This window comes from Nostoc sp. (assembly GCF_036917675.1).
Taxonomy (GTDB): Bacteria; Cyanobacteriota; Cyanobacteriia; order Cyanobacteriales; family Nostocaceae; genus Nostoc.
In genome coordinates this window covers 42863-59018 of the sequence record NZ_JBALCT010000071.1, presented here as the reverse complement: position 1 = coordinate 59018, position 16156 = coordinate 42863, and the positions used below count along the sequence as shown (strand labels likewise).

Here is a 16156-nt window from a genome sequence, read left to right as displayed (position 1 = left end):
TCTCCCCTCCCGAAGAGCGGGGAGGGGATTAAGGTGTGGGATTCTTTTATTATGGGTAATCTGGCGGAGATATAGCAACCGCCAAGGCGGTTACTATACTTGTACCCCGTTAAGGGTTAAGTCCGAATCGGGAGAGCTAGCCGTTGCTAAGAGTGCGATCGCGCTTGAATGCGTTGATTTTTGCAATTGCTTGTAGAGAATCTGTAATGGCCGTTGATAACCTAAGTAGGAACACCAGGAACCTTGGCAGCATTTCACCGTGGTGATGAGCGTTTAAAACACGGCGATCTCACTCCAGACACAGTGACTAAAGTCATAGTCAGACTGATGACTTTAGTCACAGGTGCTTTTGCAAAGAGGTGAATATAGTGGTTATATCAAGCACTAGTATTTAGATATATTGAAAAAATCTAGATTTATCGCTTGCTTCCTAAAATTATTTGAGGAAATTAGTATGAAACGTTTAGCATATGCTGCAATGTGCGCGGCGGCAATTTTTTTGCCGACAGTAGCTTCTGCTCAAGAAGTTTATCATCGGGAAGTTAATCAGCAACATCGGATTACTCATGGTGTTGAAAATGGCAGTATTAACAAACGTGAATATCGTTCATTGGAGCGTAGAGAAGCATCTTTAAATGCGGCTCGGAGGCGTGACTTGAGAGATGGACGTTTAAATCGTCGTGAACGACAACAACTCAATCGCCGAGAAAATAGCATTTCCCGTTCCATTCGCCACGATGAGCATAACTAAGTAGTAAGACAGAATTAATTACACAAAATTAGACCTGAAACCTTTATCCAGACTAAAAACCATGTGTAAATATTTCTGTCCGGGTACTTAAAGATTTATAGCAGTCGCCAAAGCCGTTAGGACAAGTTGGCGGTAGACGCCCTCAATAGGATACATTGTGAATTTATCGTTGTCCTAAGCTTCCTGTCCGTTGCTATAATTGAAGCGGCGGACTGTCACTATAAAATACTTGCCATCTTATTCACCTGACCAAAACACAAAATTGAGCGATGTTGGTCATGGTTGAAGAGTCGGATTCGTAAACAAATAATTGAATTTGACTGTCTCCGAGATGCCATAGAAGATGTTCTTCGTACAGCGTCCTAACTGCCTTGGCGGTTGCTATAATATCAGACCTGTTTAAATTTTGGATTTTGAATCTTCAATCCCTACGGCTTGGTGCAGTCACTCATGGGGGAAACCCCCAAGACCGCGCTGCTTCACCAAAATCCAAAATTTAAACATCGTAAATTCGGTGAGGTTATGCCGGATAAATCCGCAATCTTCTATTTGGTTCTTCGCCAAAACTATGCGACTTGAGGCGATAATGTTCTACCAACTCATGTTGCATTTTGCGGACTTGGGGAGAACGCGGCAATAACTCCACTGGCTGTCCTTTCGGAATCACAATTTGCTCAACAGCAAGTCTAGCTTCTTCCAAGGCATCCATCTCATCATCGCTACCATTGTGCAAAAACAGTTGCAGTTCTCGGTCGTCCGCCATCTCCGGGTCGTCGATGTTTAGCAACCGCCGCAAACCACGGGTAATTTGGGGAATCGTGCTGGACTTAATCATGTGGATGGGTACATGACGAGCTTTGGCCATTTGGCGTAATTTGGCGTGGTTTTTGACGTGCGATCGCAGTGCTAAAATTGCATCAGCACTATCTATGTCTTTTGTCAATACCACGGGTAAAGTTAGCACACTAATTACCTGTTCCAGTTGGTGGCGGCTAACGCCATAGGGGTAAACGTGTAGTGGCAAATCTTCACCATTGGGGCCGGGCTGTCTGGTAGCAGCATCCAAATCAATGCTCTCAGAATAATTGAAAGATTCATCCAGCAAACGGTCAAACTCACTGCGTCCTGTTACCCGCTCTACTGGCAATTGCGGCAGTGCTACCATTTGTCCAGATGAACGCCAACCATTAGAGCCATTAGACGGTCGCGCCTGTGGGAAAGATTCCTCCACTGTCGCTAAATGTCCACCGCGACCGTTGACAACAGCTAACTGCCTTGTAACAGCGACTTTGCCCTGATCATCAACGGTTCTCGTTTGTGGAGTAGCCTGACGCCCCCGCAGCAGATTATCTACTGAGTCAGCAACGCTTTCGTGTACTGTCCAGCGTTGGCGTTCCAACATTTCCACCGCAATTTCAAAGGTAGGAGGGGCTTTACGCTCCAAAACAGTCTTTTGAGAGCCTCGCCGTCTCGCTTCATCGTCTCCCAGCGTCACAGCTTGGATACCCCCAACTAAATCAGCCAGAGTAGGGTTTTTAATCAGATTTTCGATCTGATTCCCGTGGGCAGTACCCACCAACTGTACACCCCGTTCCGCAATGGTACGAGCCGCTAAAGCTTCCAGTTCCGTGCCAATTTCATCAATGATAATGACTTCTGGCATGTGGTTTTCCACTGCTTCAATCATTACCTGATGCTGTTGATTTGGATGAGCCACTTGCATCCGCCTTGCGCGACCAATGGCGGGGTGAGCAACATCACCATCCCCAGCGATTTCGTTGGAGGTGTCAATAATCACCACTCGCTTATGCAGATCATCCGCCAAAACCCGGGCAATCTCCCGTAAGGCAGTAGTTTTGCCCACGCCTGGACGCCCCAGCATGAGAATCGATTTACCAGTTTCTACCAAATCGCGGATCATGCCAATGGTTCCAAATACCGCCCGACCAACGCGACAGGTCAAGCCAATAATCTTACCCGTGCGGTTGCGAATAGCGCTGATCCGATGCAAAGTTTGCTCAATTCCTGCCCGATTATCTCCGCCAAAGATTCCGACTCGTTGAATGCAATCATCTATCTGTTCTTGAGTAACGGGTACTTCGCTCAGATACTCAGCTTGATTGGGAAAGCGAGCCTCTGGGCGACGACCCAAATCCAAGACCACTTCTACTAAACTATCTCGTTTGGGATGACTCTCTAGTGCTTGTTGCAGGTCTTCGGGCAAAATGTCTAATAACTTTTGGAGATCGTCTGTAATCGTCATGCTTTCTATGGTGACGTTTTTAGAGATAGCGAGGACATTTACGTGCAGGAGAATCCGCCGTGGGTAATTTTCCGTAACGAGCGATTAACGCTCCTGCTGTGACTTGATCTGGGAAACGAGAGAATGGGCAAGTTCTACAGCTTGCCAAAGTAATGTATTATCTTCTTCTAGGCTACCAGTCGTCTTTGTATTGGTGTTACTTACCTCCTTATTCTCTAACTGTTCGAGAATCGGTGACAGCAGTACACGGGCGTAGCTACCGTAGGCGACCCCAGAAATTTTGGATTTTGGATTTTGGATTTTAGATTGGGGATTGGCATCTTCTAATCCAAAATCTAAAATCGGCAATCTAAAATCGTTGAGCAGTCCCATTGCCTTTAACTTAGCAACGGTATAGCTATTAGTGCCGCCTGCTAACTGCACATATCCCGGTAATTTAGCTGCCAAAACTTTTTGCCCTAATTTCACCGCGGCTATTGTAGTGCCATCGCCAATATCACCACTCATCGGACGACCGTCGGTTTGCCAAATTAAAGCACTCTTGAGTGGGGCAATCAGATGATATACTGCTCTCAAATAGTCAGTCATTCCCTCGCCATCGGGACAACTGATGGCTAGTAACTTTAGTTGATCGGTCCACGGTGAAATTGCTTGCCATAATTGCTCAAATTCTGCCAACCGCCCAACTTTTGTATGGATTTCTACGGCATCTACTCCCGTTGACATTACCAATGGCGCGATCGCTCCCGGCGTTGACATATATGAATTTGTATAAATTATATTGTATGGACAAGCTGGTATACAACGACCGCAGCCATAGCACTTTTGTGATAATACTCCCGAAAAATCTGATTTTATACTGTTAAACACGATTGCTTGTGCCGGACAAATCCGTTCACAGGGTCTAGGGCAGTCTGTAGGACACTCAGTAGGATTAAATTCTGCTTTCCGAAAATGTGGGTCTTCTCCATCGTTCAGGCTGACCATCAAAAAGGGTGAGTTGCCTTTGTAGTCAAAGCCTCGCTTTTGGGCATCCCTAGTAAGAGTTCTGGCTACTTGTAGCGCTGCTTGCGCTGCTGCAATCACTGCTGGATCAGCTGCGACATCTATACAGTCAGCGCCCGCCAAAGTATAGGCTAACGTTAAACTTCTGACTGCCGGCAAATGCTGGAAGCTGGCTCCGCAGATGAGCTTGAACCAGTGACCTTCTTTGAGAGATTGTAAAGGGGCGAACAAATCAGTCACTTTTCTATTATGCGTTTATGTGACTAAAAATAGTAGTCTGTAATCAAGAAAAAATCCGGATTTCCTAATTTAGGGACTTCCAACTAAAAAATATCCAATTTTTGCAAGCACACTGGTAGACGATTTTACGTCAAACTCAAGAAGATTTAACACAAGCGATCGCTCGTGCTGCTCAAGGGGAGTTTCTCCGTTATATTTCTTAACATAGTTATAAATATTCTCATTTCAGGCTCAGGTTACTTTATAGGAATTTCGATCGCAAACTCTGCTCCTTGCCCAACAGAGGAGGTACAGGTAATATTTCCTCGGTGTTTTTGCACGATAATCTGATAGCTAATGGATAATCCTAGCCCACTACCTTTACCCACAGGTTTTGTGGTAAAAAATGGGTCAAATAAACGCGATCGCAACGACTCTTTTATACCAGTGCCATTATCAGCGATCGCAATTTTGACCATATTCAAGTCTGTCACCTCTGTATGAATCCGAATTTGGGGAGTAGAAGATTGATTCCCCACTCTTTCTTCTATTGCATCAATAGCATTATTTAACAGATGCATAAATACTTGGTTTAGTTCACTTGTATAACAAGTAACTAGAGGCAAATTACCATAATCTTTCACTAGAACAATTGCGGCACGGTCTGCTGTTTCCCTGAGTCGATATTGTAACATCACCAAAGTGTTGTCGATGTCTTCATGGATATTTACCGGCTTCATCTCTGCTTCATCGTGCCGAGAAAAGTGTTGTAGCGCCAATACAATTTCCCGAATGCGATCAGATCCTCTATACATTGCACCTATCAGCTTTTGCACATCCTTAATTATAAAATTCAGGTCTAGATTTTTAGCTATTTGCTGAATTTTTGGTGTGGGTTTGGGATATTCCTGTTGATATATCTCAATCATATTTACTAGGTCTTGCACATATTCACCAGCATATTTGAGGTTCCCGTAGATAAAACTGATCGGGTTATTAATCTCATGAGCTAACCCAGCCACTAACTGCCCCAGCGCCACCATCTTTTCGTTCTGAATCTGTTTAACTTGGGCTATTTTCAAGTTATTAAGAGCCTCTTGGAGTAAAAAGTTTTTTTCTTGTAGTTTAACTTGGAGCAAACGTAAATTAATCTGATTTTCAATTCGCAACACAACCTCTGCCCCATGAAAAGGTTTTGCAATATAGTCTACACCACCAACATCAAAGGCTTTTACCTTATCTACAACATCATCCAGGGCGCTAATAAAAATTACTGGGACTTCACAAGTTTTACGATCAGCTTTTAGTTGTTGACAAACTTCATAGCCATTCATATCTGGCATATTGATATCCAGCAAAATCACATCTGGCAAAACCATTTGACACGCAGTTAGTGCCATTTTACCGTTTAAGGCTTTGCGAACTTCAAAACCTTGTGCAGTCAACATCGCCGATAAAAGCCGCAAATTATCTGGGGTATCATCGACTACCAAAATATTTCTTTTATGATGGTTAGTTTGATTAAAATGCATTATTATTAAAAGCTAGGCGGATGATTATTGAGAATAATAAATGCTTCTTTGAAATTACCCTGAAATTTGTTAACCGATTTCACCGAAATACTTATATTTATAGTTTAACTCACATAGTGCTAGAGAGTTTTACAGACGATCAAAGCTATTAGCCAGTTATGAGGTTTGCGAACCTGAGAGCCTGCTTACAGTTCTGAAACTGTTTTACGTGAAACATCTAAAATCTCAGCTTGCTGAGTATTGGTCATTTTTAAAGGTTCTAAATATTGACGCTTAATCAAAATACCAGGATGTCTCGGCTTTCTTTTGGTTATCATAATTAATTTCCTAGAGAGAGTAAGAACAAAAAAATCCCCAAAAATTTACTTAGTATTTTTTATTTTAAATAAATGTTAATTTTGTTGTGGAAGTATCTCAACCTCATCGCCAAGTTGTAAAATTTTTCCGGCTGAGGATGGGGGTAATTGGGTATTGACACTCAATCTGTAAAAGTGATTAAAAGGCGATGAAGCAACCCAATTTGGCAGAGTTGCTTGTCGCTGGGTAGCAAAGATTTTTTGAAAGTTTGGGTAAGCTTTCCCTAAGTAAGAATCGCGTGTTGGCACTATACAACGCTGACATGGGTTAACCCCAAAAAATTGCACATCTCCTACTTGAAAGGAGACTAAATTACTTTGTTCACTAAATAGCCGATCTTCCCAAAATGCTGGTACACCATCAATCTCGATGTTGGCACGCATCCGACGGCGCATTTCATCTACACTTAAACCCGGAAACCAAGAAGCTACTTCTGCCAACGTTGCCGTACTAATTACCGTTGGGCCAGGTGAAAATGTATCGTCAGGAAAACCCATCAGAGAGTTTTGCTTTAATGTGACAGCAAACTCAAAAAAATCACTCAAAGTTGCTTCTAATGCTTGCCGTTCCTGATCCAAATGAAAAATTTTTTGTAAGTCGCAGCCTGGGATTTGCAACGAGATAGTTCTATTTAAAAGTGCAAATTGCGCCCTTAGTAAATGGATTTTAGCATGACGCTTGCCATTGACAAATCTACCCTGATCATCAACAATGGCAAACTCGCGATCATGCTGTAGTGCCCCACTAGCAATAATTCTAGCCTTTTCAACTTCAACACCATCTAGTGACTTAACTGGATACAATAAAATCTTTGCTAGGTAAGGCATCATAGCAATTGGGCTAGAAACTGCAAGGTATCTAGTTTTAAGTGGCCTCGGAGAACCAAGAATCCTCTCTTCGAGACGCTAAGGCGAACGCGCCTTTAGGACGAGGAGTGTCAATTATCCACTTTAGTAATATTGTTAATTACGGATATAGTGGCGATTTATCTATTCCGCCAATATGATTTAGAGGCCAGAAGCGAAGTACAGCACGTCCAATAATATTCTGGCGGGGGACAAGACCCCAGCAGCGACCATCATAACTATTGTTACGATTGTCACCTAGTACTAAATATGAATCGGCTGGTATAGTCTGGGGTTTTGCTAAAAAAGGTGGCTGTGGCCCTGATTGGCAAACATCAATGACTGTACTCTGCCCAGAACTTAGGTAATTAGATTCTGGCAAGGATTTGTTGTTGATATAAACTTTGCCATCCTTAAGTTGTACTTTTTCTCCAGGTAGGCCAATTATACGTTTAATAAAAGCATCCTGATATTGTTCTTTTTGTAGCTCTTTTGTAGGTGAAAATACTACGACATCTCCCCGTTGCGGGTCAGCAAATTTATACTTCAATTTATCGACAATGATTTTGTCTGCTTCCCACTGGTTGGGCGTACCATGCAGAGTTGGTTCCATCGATCCAGAAGGAATCCAGCGTGCTTCAGCAACAAAGGTACGAATTCCCAGAGCTAGAACAATGCTCAATACAATTGTTCTACCTAGCTCTGCGATCCAGGAATTATCAGGTTGTTGACTAGAGTTGTTATCAGACACTTGATTTTGCATGAAATTACTTAACTGAAGTAAAAATTTAGGTAATTAACTCGCCTAGTGAGACTTTATCTGTTAATCTTAACGGGAAAACTTTAATTTCCTAGTCATGTTCGCATCTTGACTACCAATTTTAGATTGTAGATTTGAGATTAGCTAAACTCCCCTCTCCGAAACAGAGAGGGGTTGGGGGAGAGGTTCTTCCAGGATTACAGAATTGGTGTTCTAGGATACGGTTAATCCCAAATCCTAAATCTAAAATCCAAAATTGATTGACGGGTTTTTTCATAAATTAAAAATAAACTTTTTTTTAGGCGCGGCAAAAATTGGTTACTCCGATCGCGACTCAGTTTAACCTAAAAGCATAGTTCTTCATAACACATAAGCTGCCGTTGCTTGAATTTAGATTGATTCGATAGCCAGGATACTTGCCAAGATTGCATTTCCCCATTTTAAATTCTTTATCCCTATGTCATCTCCAAAAACTTTACTGATTCGCCGCGCTCAGATAATCTTACCCAATGGTGAACTGATGATTGGGGATGTGTTGACGCGCGATCGCCAAATAGTCGAAGTTGCGCCAGAAATCTCCCAAACAGCACTAGCCACTGAAATTGACGCAGAAGGGTTAACTTTGTTGCCGGGAGTTATTGATCCGCAGGTGCATTTCCGCGAACCTGGGCTAGAACACAAGGAAGATTTGTTCACCGCCAGTTGTGCCTGTGCTAAAGGCGGAGTCACTTCTTTTTTAGAAATGCCCAACACACGCCCCCTGACAACGACACAGCAGGCTTTAGACGATAAGTTAGAACGTGCCTCACAAAAGTGCTTGGTTAATTATGGCTTTTTTATTGGGGCAACAGCAGAGAATCTACCAGATTTACTTTTGGCAAAGCCAACACCGGGAATTAAGATTTTCATGGGGTCGATGCATGGTCAATTGCTGGTTGATGGCGAAACAGCACTCTCTGCAATATTTGCTAAAGGCGATCGCTTGATTGCCGTTCATGCCGAAGATCAAGCTAGAATCAACCAACGCCGCCAAGAATTTGCCAACATTCATGATCCCGCCGTTCATTCGCAAATTCAAGATAATCAAGCGGCAATGCTTGCAACTCAACTGGCATTAAAACTTTCTCAAAAATATCAACGTCGTCTGCATATTCTGCATATGTCAACTGCCGAAGAAGCTGATTTGCTGCGTCAGGAGAAACCTAGTTGGGTGACAGCAGAGGTAACGCCACAGCATTTGTTGTTGAATACTAGCGCTTATGAGCAGATTGGTACCTTAGCACAGATGAATCCACCTTTGCGATCGCCCCACGATAACGAAGTTCTCTGGCAAGCTTTGCGCGATGGCGTGATTGATTTCATTGCGACAGATCACGCCCCCCACACCTTAGAAGAGAAAGCTCAAGAATACCCCAATAGTCCTTCGGGAATGCCTGGAGTAGAAACTTCTCTAGCTTTGATGTTAACTGCGGCAATGCAGGGACAGTGTACTGTAGCTCAAGTTGTGAACTGGATGTCCAAAGCTGTAGCTGTAGCTTATGGTATTCCCAATAAAGGAGCGATCGCGCCTGGTTACGATGCCGATTTAGTGCTTGTAGATTTAAACACATATCGTCCAGTCCGGCGCGAGGAACTTTTAACCAAATGCCATTGGAGTCCCTTTGAAGGCTGGAACCTCACCGGCTGGGCTACAACCACCATTGTCGGCGGTGAGATAGTTTATGACAAAGGCCAGGTAAATACGCAAGTGCGGGGTCAAGCTTTAACTTTCTTGTAGCAAATATTTATTTAAGCTTATGTAGTAGACAAATAGTTACACATCAAAATAAATAATCAAGGAAAATTGCTATGTCCTTCAAAATTTTGGCTTTAGACGGTGGCGGTATTCGTGGAGTCATTGCAGCCCGAATACTTCAACAAGTAGAGCAAGAAATTATAAATCAGGGGAAAGGAAAGTTTTTACACGAATACTTTGACATGGTTGCTGGTACTTCTACTGGTTCAATATTAACAGGAGGTATTGGTCTTGGAAAAAACAGTGATGAACTAATTAAACTGTATAGAGATCGGGGGAAAGATATATTCCCGCAGCAGAGAAAAGACCGCTACAAAAACTTACCGCCGCTCATAAAATCCATTTTGAATGTACTTTCACCACCTAAATATTCTCATGATGGAATTATTAGCGTTCTCAAAGATGCGTATAAATCCACAAGAATAAAGGATATTGAAAAACCGATTATTTTGATTCTTGCTTACGATACCCTATATCGTAATACAACCTTTTTTACAAATTGTCATCCCGATCTAGGAGACAGATGGTACGATGACTGTTATTTATGGGAGATATGTACCGCTTCTGCTTCAGCTCCCACTTTTTTCCCACCATATAAATTAGAACCTGTAGATAAAGAAAAATTTGGTGATTGGGAATTCCCACACATTGATGGAGGAGTTTCTGCTAACAACCCGTCTCTGGCAGCTTTGAGTCTAGTTATGAGGATTAGTCAGTCTTCAGTCTCTCCAACAATCAAGCAAAAATATAAACTGGATAATCTGCGATTGGAAGATATTTCTATCCTTTCTATTGGCACAGGTCAAACTGGTGAACCATATCAATATAAGCAAATAAGTAAATGGAGAGGCTTCGACTGGGCAAAAAATCTTACTAATATCTTTATGGAACCTACATCTGAGATTGGTAGTACAATTTCCCGACAAATCATGGGCGGATACGATTCTAAACGTTACTTACGTCTTCAGTTTGACTTAAATGAGACATTTAAACCCAAGCCACAAGAAACTTATAAAGATCCTCGGATTGTATTAGCTCCAGAAGATCGAAAAAACCGATTTACAGCGGAAAAAATCAGTGAAGAAATAGATAACACTAGTGCGGAGGTTCTTCAGCAGTTAATAGATACTACCTCTGCATTCATTGATAAAGGGCTTACTTACTATACCAGAGACGACTCCGGTTTTCCGATAAAAGAGGCGATCGCCTCTTTCATTAGAGATAACTAGTACTTTGTCAAGTTAGTAATGAAGGGTTTTTAGTAAGGACTTTAGTGCTTAGAAAATAAGGATTAAAGTCCTTAATTATTAGTTCACTAATAAAATCGGATTGGTAGAGGATAAAATATCTCGCATTTTATACACACAATCAACGTAGAAAATACGAGATATTTTTATTTAAAATTTCCTTGATCTCAGCGCTAATTACAGATGTAAATAGAATAATTATTTGCTAAATAAAATTATTTAAACTTTTTTTTAAAACTCATAAATTAGTTTCTTCTTTTGTATAGATTGTGAACCTAACTTGGGAATACTAAGTGTAAGGAAAGTTAGACGACCGACTTGTACAGAACTTTATTGTTATTTAACTTTTCTCTACTAGCTTTCGCTGCTAAATAATCTCGATTGGATCTCTGAATGACAGTAGATAACTAATCTGGTTCAACCAAGCTGACTAAGTTCTGTAAAAACTCTCATTTAATCCAACAACAGTTTATTTACATTGGCTCTGTTGCAATATATCTGCTGTTGAACAATTCTTTCATTTATTTTTGGTTTAGATAACAATGTTAGGGACTGACAGTGGTGAGCGTGGTAGTGGCAGATAGGACGAGTGTAGAGTTCTTCCTCGACTATTTGTAGAAATTTTCTAGTGTTGTGATCAAAAAAGTGAAATCCCTTGTACTTACAGCAAAATTCAAGTATTTAAACCACATCAGTCGTAAGGGCACAGCATTGCTCATTGGTGTCAACTTAACCTGAAAGCCTTTCTAGAAGCAGCTTTTAGATTGTCTCGTTAAGAGTCTCCGACTGGGAATGCCGTTCTAGAGGCGGAGCCTCTTGAAAAGCGGCAGAGCCGCAATTGATCTGCATTTCCAGCCTTCTTGCTGGAAACGAGGTTTTAAAAGGGTTTGCGCTTAAGTTGACACTCATGAGCATTGCTGTGCCCCTACCGCGTAGTCTATTTACTTGAAAATAGCTGTAAGTCAGGAGATGAGCTTAAATCGCGGCAATAACTTCGCTAATGGCACAATTGAATGGTATAAGTTCGACTTGACGAGTGCCCCCATGCCCATAAGTCAAACTCACACTTAAATAACTATCTGGCTTATAGGGCAATCGTTTTGCCCATTCAACTGCCACAATTCCTGAGATGACTTCAACACCTTCCCAGTAACTTTCTAAATTTAGGGCTGCAACTTCTTGTGGTTCTAAGCGATATAAATCCAGGTGGTAAAGGGGGAGGCGTCCTTCTGTATACTCATTAATCAGGGTGAAAGTGGGACTGACAATGGGTTCAGCAATTCCCAAACCCTTGCCAATACCTTGAACTAGGGTAGTTTTACCAGCACCTAAATCACCTTCTAGTAAAATTACACTGCCAGGGGTCAGGGATTCACCAAGAGTAATACCTAAAAGTAGCGTCGCCTCTGTATCTGCAAGAAAAATTTTCATAATTAGTCATTGGGCATGGGGCATTGGGCATGGGGCATGGGGCATGAGGGATTGCTTATTCACTAATGACTAATGACTAATGACTAATGACTACCTACCATGATGAGCTCTACCGTACCACCGCAATAACACTCGTGCTAATTTCTGCGGATTGTGACGTACAAAACCCGTTTCATCTTCATACAAAACATTAGCTGGAACAATCCTTCGCCCTAGCTGAGTTACGGCTTCTCTATCCAGGAAAACGGGATGCGAGTTTTGTTGGGCGTAGCGGATGAGTGATTGCTCCGAGGGGGATTTGTTGTGTATTAGCACAGCATCAAATAGCCGTCTTTGCCCACAAGCAGCATCAATTGCTCTGATGTGATCGGCAACAGTGTAGCCTTCAGTTTCTCCTGGTTGAGTCATTATATTGCAGATATAAATACGGGGGGCATCTGTTTGAGCGATCGCATCGGCAATTTCTGGTACTAATAAATTAGGAATCAGGCTAGTATAAAGGCTACCTGGGCCAATAATGATGTAATCAGCTTCTTTAAGTGCCTTAATAGCTGCTGGCACCGCCGGAGGATTAGCTGGAATGCAGCCAATTTTAACAATTTTACCGCCAGCTTTGGGAATGCTAGACTCCCCATTAATGCGACGACCATCGGCTAATTCTGCCCAGAGGCGAACATCACTGAGAGTTGCTGGTAGTACTTGTCCCCGTACCGCTAGCACTTTGGAACTGGCTGCAACTGCTTGTTCTAAATCTCCAGTAATATCACTCATTGCCGTTAAAAACAAATTGCCAAAACTGTGACCCGTTAACCCATCTCCAGCCCGAAAACGGTATTGAAACAATTCTGTTAATAACTTTTCTTCATCTGCTAGTGCAGCCAAACAATTGCGGATATCCCCTGGTGGTAGCACTCCAAACTCTTCACGCAACCGCCCAGAAGATCCACCATCGTCGGCGACAGTGACAATGGCAGTAATATTAGCGCTGTAGGTTTTTAGTCCCCTCAACAACGTAGAAAGTCCCGTACCACCACCAATTACCACTATTTTCGGGCCTCGGTACAATCGACGATGAGCGAGCAAGACATCAATGAGTTCCTCTCCGCCTTCTGCTCTTAGTACCTTAGTAATTGAGCCTACGGTGCGAGTTTGCCCCCAAAGCACTAACAGCAAGCCGCCAAGCAGCACCAAAGGCCCACTGATATAGTTGGGTAAGATGTTGGTGATTACTCCCAGAAAACTCCTAAACAACTCGATCATCCAAAAAATTGGGGTCAGCTTAATCCAAATAGCTAACCCCAAACTCGCTAGCAGTACACCTCCAACACTGATCAACAACCAACGTTTTACCGATAGTCCAGGGGATAACCATTTGAACCACTGGTTAACCCGATAGGAAGTACGAGAGCGCGACTGCTTTTGCAGGGCGTTGAGGGCTTGTCTGAGAAAACCAATTGACATACCTGATTTGGAGCAGTGCTACAAACAATAATTAACAGAAAACCTATACCACTTGGTTTAAAACACCAGGCGTGGAACTATTATATTTGTCAATCCTATTAGACTAAGAGCAAGTCGTGAAAATTGCCAATATTTCTAGTTAAACAATAGCCTGGCTTGGTAAAAGTGAATTTAATGGAAAAACGAATTTTAGGATTAGATCCAGGGCTGGCAATTTTAGGATTTGGGGCAATTACCTGCACACAAATTTCTCACAAGGTGCAAGAGACTACAGTAAATATGCTAGATTTTGGGGTAATCAGAACGTCAGCAGATGTAGAAATGGGGCAGCGCCTATGTACCTTGTTTGATGATTTACACACCCTGATGGAGGAGTTGCAACCGGATTTGGTGGCGATCGAGAAACTATTCTTCTATCGAATGTCAAATACAATCGTCGTTGCACAGGCACGGGGTGTACTCATTTTGGTGTTGGGTCAGCGTCGTCTTCCCTACGTAGAGTTTACTCCCGCTCAAATTAAACAAGCTTTAACAGGTTATGGCAATGCTGATAAGTCAGAAGTGCAAGAGGCGGTGGCTCGGGAGTTAGATTTAGATGATATTCCCAAGCCAGATGATGCTGCGGATGCTTTGGCAGTAGCATTGACTGCTTGGTTTCAGGTGTAGGTTTGTAAAAAGAGAATAAACTTATCTGACTGAATATCTTGCACGCTTTGCTTAAGCAATATACAGCACAGTGTTTTCAAAGATAAAGCGCAATATTCAAGTAACGTCCCTGTATCACAGAGTACACCTTAACTGTCTTAACTGTCCTTGCGTCTTTGTCAAGATTTTGAGATATTAAATTGAAAAACTAATTCAGATAGAAACTTATGGCAACCGAGCAAGAGCTTCAATCTCTTTTTAATACCTTAGATAGCGATCAAGACGGCAAAGTCTCCATTAATGATCTTTTTTTAAGTCCTGGCTTAAGTGCAATCATCTCATCAGAAACAAATACCAATAGTCCCCAGGAGTTACTAGTACAGTATGATTCAGACAAAGACGGTAGTATTACCTTTGAAGAGTTAAAGGAAGCAGTTAAGAAAGCAAGTAATTTAAACTAGCAGTCAAAAAATCAAAGTAACCTCCGCCCCCGATAACCCTACGTAAACCCTGCTATTTCAACACTGCGTTGATCGATAGCAGGGTTTTATAAGTTATTGGACATCAGTCATTAGACATTAACCTCCTAATCTCTCCCAATTTTCCCTAACTCTCTAACCTTCCCTGACCCGTTAGCATCTTTACTAGCTTCCCAAGCCTTCCCTAACGCTTCCCAAGCTTTTGCAAAGCCAACGAGACACTTCAGCATAAGTAAGTAGGCGGGAAAATTTCTAATTATGTAACGAAAAGTTAAGCAGAAGAATTAGAGTTAAATTTTAGACGCTGCGTACTGTAGTCGCGTCTTTCTCCTCTAGAAGTGAGGTTTTCCAGATACCGTGAAAAATCTAGGCGTCTGATTCGGCGTTAAAAAAAGCAAATGGTTGTTACCATCTGCTTTAATAAAAAATGCGTTATCTCATTTATTTGGATACCAACTGATTAACTGGAGCAATCCCAGCCAAATCTAAAATTGGCGCGATCGCATCTTCCCGTTTCACCGCCATCATGTGGACACCCTGACATAATTGCCGCGCTATTTGCACTTGCTCGGCGGCAATTTTTATCCCTTCCTCAAAAGGATCTTTGGCTTTTGCTAATCTATCAATAATATGTTGGGGAATATTTACACCCGGAACACATCTATTAATAAACTGGGCATTTTTTGCCGATTTCAACAGAAAAATCCCTGCCAAAATCGGTTTTTTATAGCCAGCAGCAATTAAGTTCATAAACTTTTCTAGCAGATCAAAATCGGTAATCAACTGACTTTGAAAAAACTGCGCTCCGGCTTCGATTTTACGTTCAAATCGACTTTGCAAACCCGACCAACTTTTACATTGCGGATCTACTGCTGCACCCACAAATAAATCTAACGCTCCATCAGTCAAAGGTTTCTCGTTGCAATCAACGCCTTGATTCATCTTCCGAATCAGTTGCAGCAGTCGCACAGCTTCCAAGTCAAACACAGCTTTGGCATCTGGATGATCGCCTGCTTTTACTGAGTCGCCAGTCAAAGCTAAAATGTTATGTACGCCCAAAGCATGAGCGCCCATCAAATCAGCTTGTAAAGCAATGCGGTTGCGATCGCGGCAAGCAACTTGACAAATCGGCTCTATACCGTTTTGTGACAAAATCACCGACGCCATTAACGAAGACATCCGTAACACGGCGCGGCTACCATCAGTAACATTGACAGCATGAACCCTTCCCTTAAGAGTCGCCGCCATTTGAATCATGTGCGCTGGATCTCCCCCTTTTGGTGGTGCTACCTCGGCAGTAACGAGAAATTCACCTGCTTGTACAGCTCTCTTGAAGGCTGTCCGGCTATGGGTGTGATGCATAAAA

General features: G+C 42.3%; 14 protein-coding genes and 1 pseudogene. 6 read left to right on the top strand and 9 right to left on the bottom strand.

Features of this window, described 5'->3' with window-relative positions; all coding sequences use genetic code 11:
* Positions 1-454 precede the first annotated feature (454 nt).
* Both V7K31_RS27350 and V7K31_RS27345 read left to right on the top strand, forming a co-directional pair.
* On the top strand, positions 455-751 hold the full coding sequence (locus tag V7K31_RS27350) for a hypothetical protein (protein WP_335098673.1): 297 nt from the start codon (positions 455-457) through the stop codon (positions 749-751).
* 195 nt (positions 752-946) lie between these two features.
* Positions 947-1117: pseudogene (locus V7K31_RS27345) on the top strand (transposase); the annotation flags it as partial.
* 154 nt (positions 1118-1271) lie between these two features.
* Here V7K31_RS27345 and V7K31_RS27340 read toward each other — a convergent pair.
* From V7K31_RS27340 to lepB, 6 genes are all read right to left on the bottom strand, one after another.
* On the bottom strand, positions 1272-3014 hold the full coding sequence (locus V7K31_RS27340) for a R3H domain-containing nucleic acid-binding protein (protein WP_335098670.1): 1743 nt from the start codon (positions 3012-3014) through the stop codon (positions 1272-1274).
* Between the two features lie 84 nt (positions 3015-3098).
* Entirely contained in the window at positions 3099-4259 is a 1161-nt protein-coding gene (ldpA, locus tag V7K31_RS27335) for a circadian clock protein LdpA (protein WP_335098668.1), read from the bottom strand.
* Positions 4260-4495: 236 nt separating this feature from the next.
* Positions 4496-5770 carry a hybrid sensor histidine kinase/response regulator gene (locus V7K31_RS27330; protein WP_335098665.1) on the bottom strand — a complete coding sequence of 425 codons (1275 nt, stop codon included), beginning with the start codon at positions 5768-5770 and terminating at the stop codon, positions 4496-4498.
* 185 nt (positions 5771-5955) lie between these two features.
* Positions 5956-6087, bottom strand: coding sequence for a helix-turn-helix transcriptional regulator (locus V7K31_RS27325; RefSeq protein WP_335098662.1), 132 nt, complete (start codon positions 6085-6087; stop codon positions 5956-5958).
* Between the two features lie 75 nt (positions 6088-6162).
* The gene (locus tag V7K31_RS27320; protein WP_335099167.1) at positions 6163-6954 is read right to left on the bottom strand and encodes an MOSC domain-containing protein; all 792 of its coding nucleotides are present in this window, start codon (positions 6952-6954) and stop codon (positions 6163-6165) included.
* Between the two features lie 139 nt (positions 6955-7093).
* Positions 7094-7735 carry a signal peptidase I gene (gene lepB / locus V7K31_RS27315; RefSeq protein ID WP_335098660.1) on the bottom strand — a complete coding sequence of 214 codons (642 nt, stop codon included), beginning with the start codon at positions 7733-7735 and terminating at the stop codon, positions 7094-7096.
* Between the two features lie 454 nt (positions 7736-8189).
* On the opposite strand from lepB, the gene V7K31_RS27310 reads away from it, so the two are divergent.
* Together V7K31_RS27310 and V7K31_RS27305 are read left to right on the top strand one after the other, a co-directional pair.
* Positions 8190-9509: a dihydroorotase gene (locus tag V7K31_RS27310; protein WP_335098657.1), complete on the top strand. Its 1320-nt coding sequence runs from the start codon at positions 8190-8192 to the stop codon at positions 9507-9509.
* A gap of 71 nt (positions 9510-9580) precedes the next feature.
* On the top strand, positions 9581-10756 hold the full coding sequence (locus tag V7K31_RS27305; RefSeq protein ID WP_335098655.1) for a patatin-like phospholipase family protein: 1176 nt from the start codon (positions 9581-9583) through the stop codon (positions 10754-10756).
* Between the two features lie 993 nt (positions 10757-11749).
* Here V7K31_RS27305 and tsaE read toward each other — a convergent pair.
* Both tsaE and V7K31_RS27295 read right to left on the bottom strand, forming a co-directional pair.
* A complete protein-coding gene (gene tsaE / locus V7K31_RS27300; RefSeq protein WP_335098653.1) occupies positions 11750-12205 on the bottom strand; it encodes a tRNA (adenosine(37)-N6)-threonylcarbamoyltransferase complex ATPase subunit type 1 TsaE in 456 nt (151 codons plus the stop codon).
* Positions 12206-12295: 90 nt separating this feature from the next.
* Positions 12296-13666: a gluconeogenesis factor YvcK family protein gene (locus tag V7K31_RS27295; protein WP_335098651.1), complete on the bottom strand. Its 1371-nt coding sequence runs from the start codon at positions 13664-13666 to the stop codon at positions 12296-12298.
* A gap of 174 nt (positions 13667-13840) precedes the next feature.
* Between V7K31_RS27295 and ruvC the strand changes: the two genes are divergently transcribed.
* The gene (gene ruvC / locus V7K31_RS27290; RefSeq protein WP_335098649.1) at positions 13841-14332 is read left to right on the top strand and encodes a crossover junction endodeoxyribonuclease RuvC; all 492 of its coding nucleotides are present in this window, start codon (positions 13841-13843) and stop codon (positions 14330-14332) included.
* A 206-nt stretch (positions 14333-14538) separates the two neighbouring features.
* Positions 14539-14772: an EF-hand domain-containing protein gene (locus V7K31_RS27285; RefSeq protein WP_335098647.1), complete on the top strand. Its 234-nt coding sequence runs from the start codon at positions 14539-14541 to the stop codon at positions 14770-14772.
* A gap of 459 nt (positions 14773-15231) precedes the next feature.
* On the opposite strand, the gene V7K31_RS27280 is transcribed toward V7K31_RS27285, so the two are convergent.
* Positions 15232-16152: a methylenetetrahydrofolate reductase gene (locus V7K31_RS27280; protein WP_335098645.1), complete on the bottom strand. Its 921-nt coding sequence runs from the start codon at positions 16150-16152 to the stop codon at positions 15232-15234.
* Positions 16153-16156 lie beyond the last annotated feature (4 nt).

Excerpts from the sequence above, each read along its gene's own strand:
- V7K31_RS27350 (WP_335098673.1), top strand. The coding sequence starts at position 455 with ATGAAACGTTTAGCATATGCTGCAATGTGCGCGGCGGCAATTTTTTTG.
- V7K31_RS27340 (WP_335098670.1), bottom strand. The coding sequence starts at position 3,014 with ATGACGATTACAGACGATCTCCAAAAGTTATTAGACATTTTGCCCGAA.
- V7K31_RS27330 (WP_335098665.1), bottom strand. The coding sequence starts at position 5,770 with ATGCATTTTAATCAAACTAACCATCATAAAAGAAATATTTTGGTAGTC.
- V7K31_RS27325 (WP_335098662.1), bottom strand. The coding sequence starts at position 6,087 with ATGATAACCAAAAGAAAGCCGAGACATCCTGGTATTTTGATTAAGCGT.
- V7K31_RS27320 (WP_335099167.1), bottom strand. The coding sequence starts at position 6,954 with ATGCCTTACCTAGCAAAGATTTTATTGTATCCAGTTAAGTCACTAGAT.
- lepB (WP_335098660.1), bottom strand. The coding sequence starts at position 7,735 with ATGCAAAATCAAGTGTCTGATAACAACTCTAGTCAACAACCTGATAAT.
- V7K31_RS27310 (WP_335098657.1), top strand. The coding sequence starts at position 8,190 with ATGTCATCTCCAAAAACTTTACTGATTCGCCGCGCTCAGATAATCTTA.
- V7K31_RS27305 (WP_335098655.1), top strand. The coding sequence starts at position 9,581 with ATGTCCTTCAAAATTTTGGCTTTAGACGGTGGCGGTATTCGTGGAGTC.
- tsaE (WP_335098653.1), bottom strand. The coding sequence starts at position 12,205 with ATGAAAATTTTTCTTGCAGATACAGAGGCGACGCTACTTTTAGGTATT.
- V7K31_RS27295 (WP_335098651.1), bottom strand. The coding sequence starts at position 13,666 with ATGTCAATTGGTTTTCTCAGACAAGCCCTCAACGCCCTGCAAAAGCAG.
- ruvC (WP_335098649.1), top strand. The coding sequence starts at position 13,841 with ATGGAAAAACGAATTTTAGGATTAGATCCAGGGCTGGCAATTTTAGGA.
- V7K31_RS27285 (WP_335098647.1), top strand. The coding sequence starts at position 14,539 with ATGGCAACCGAGCAAGAGCTTCAATCTCTTTTTAATACCTTAGATAGC.
- V7K31_RS27280 (WP_335098645.1), bottom strand. The coding sequence starts at position 16,152 with ATGCATCACACCCATAGCCGGACAGCCTTCAAGAGAGCTGTACAAGCA.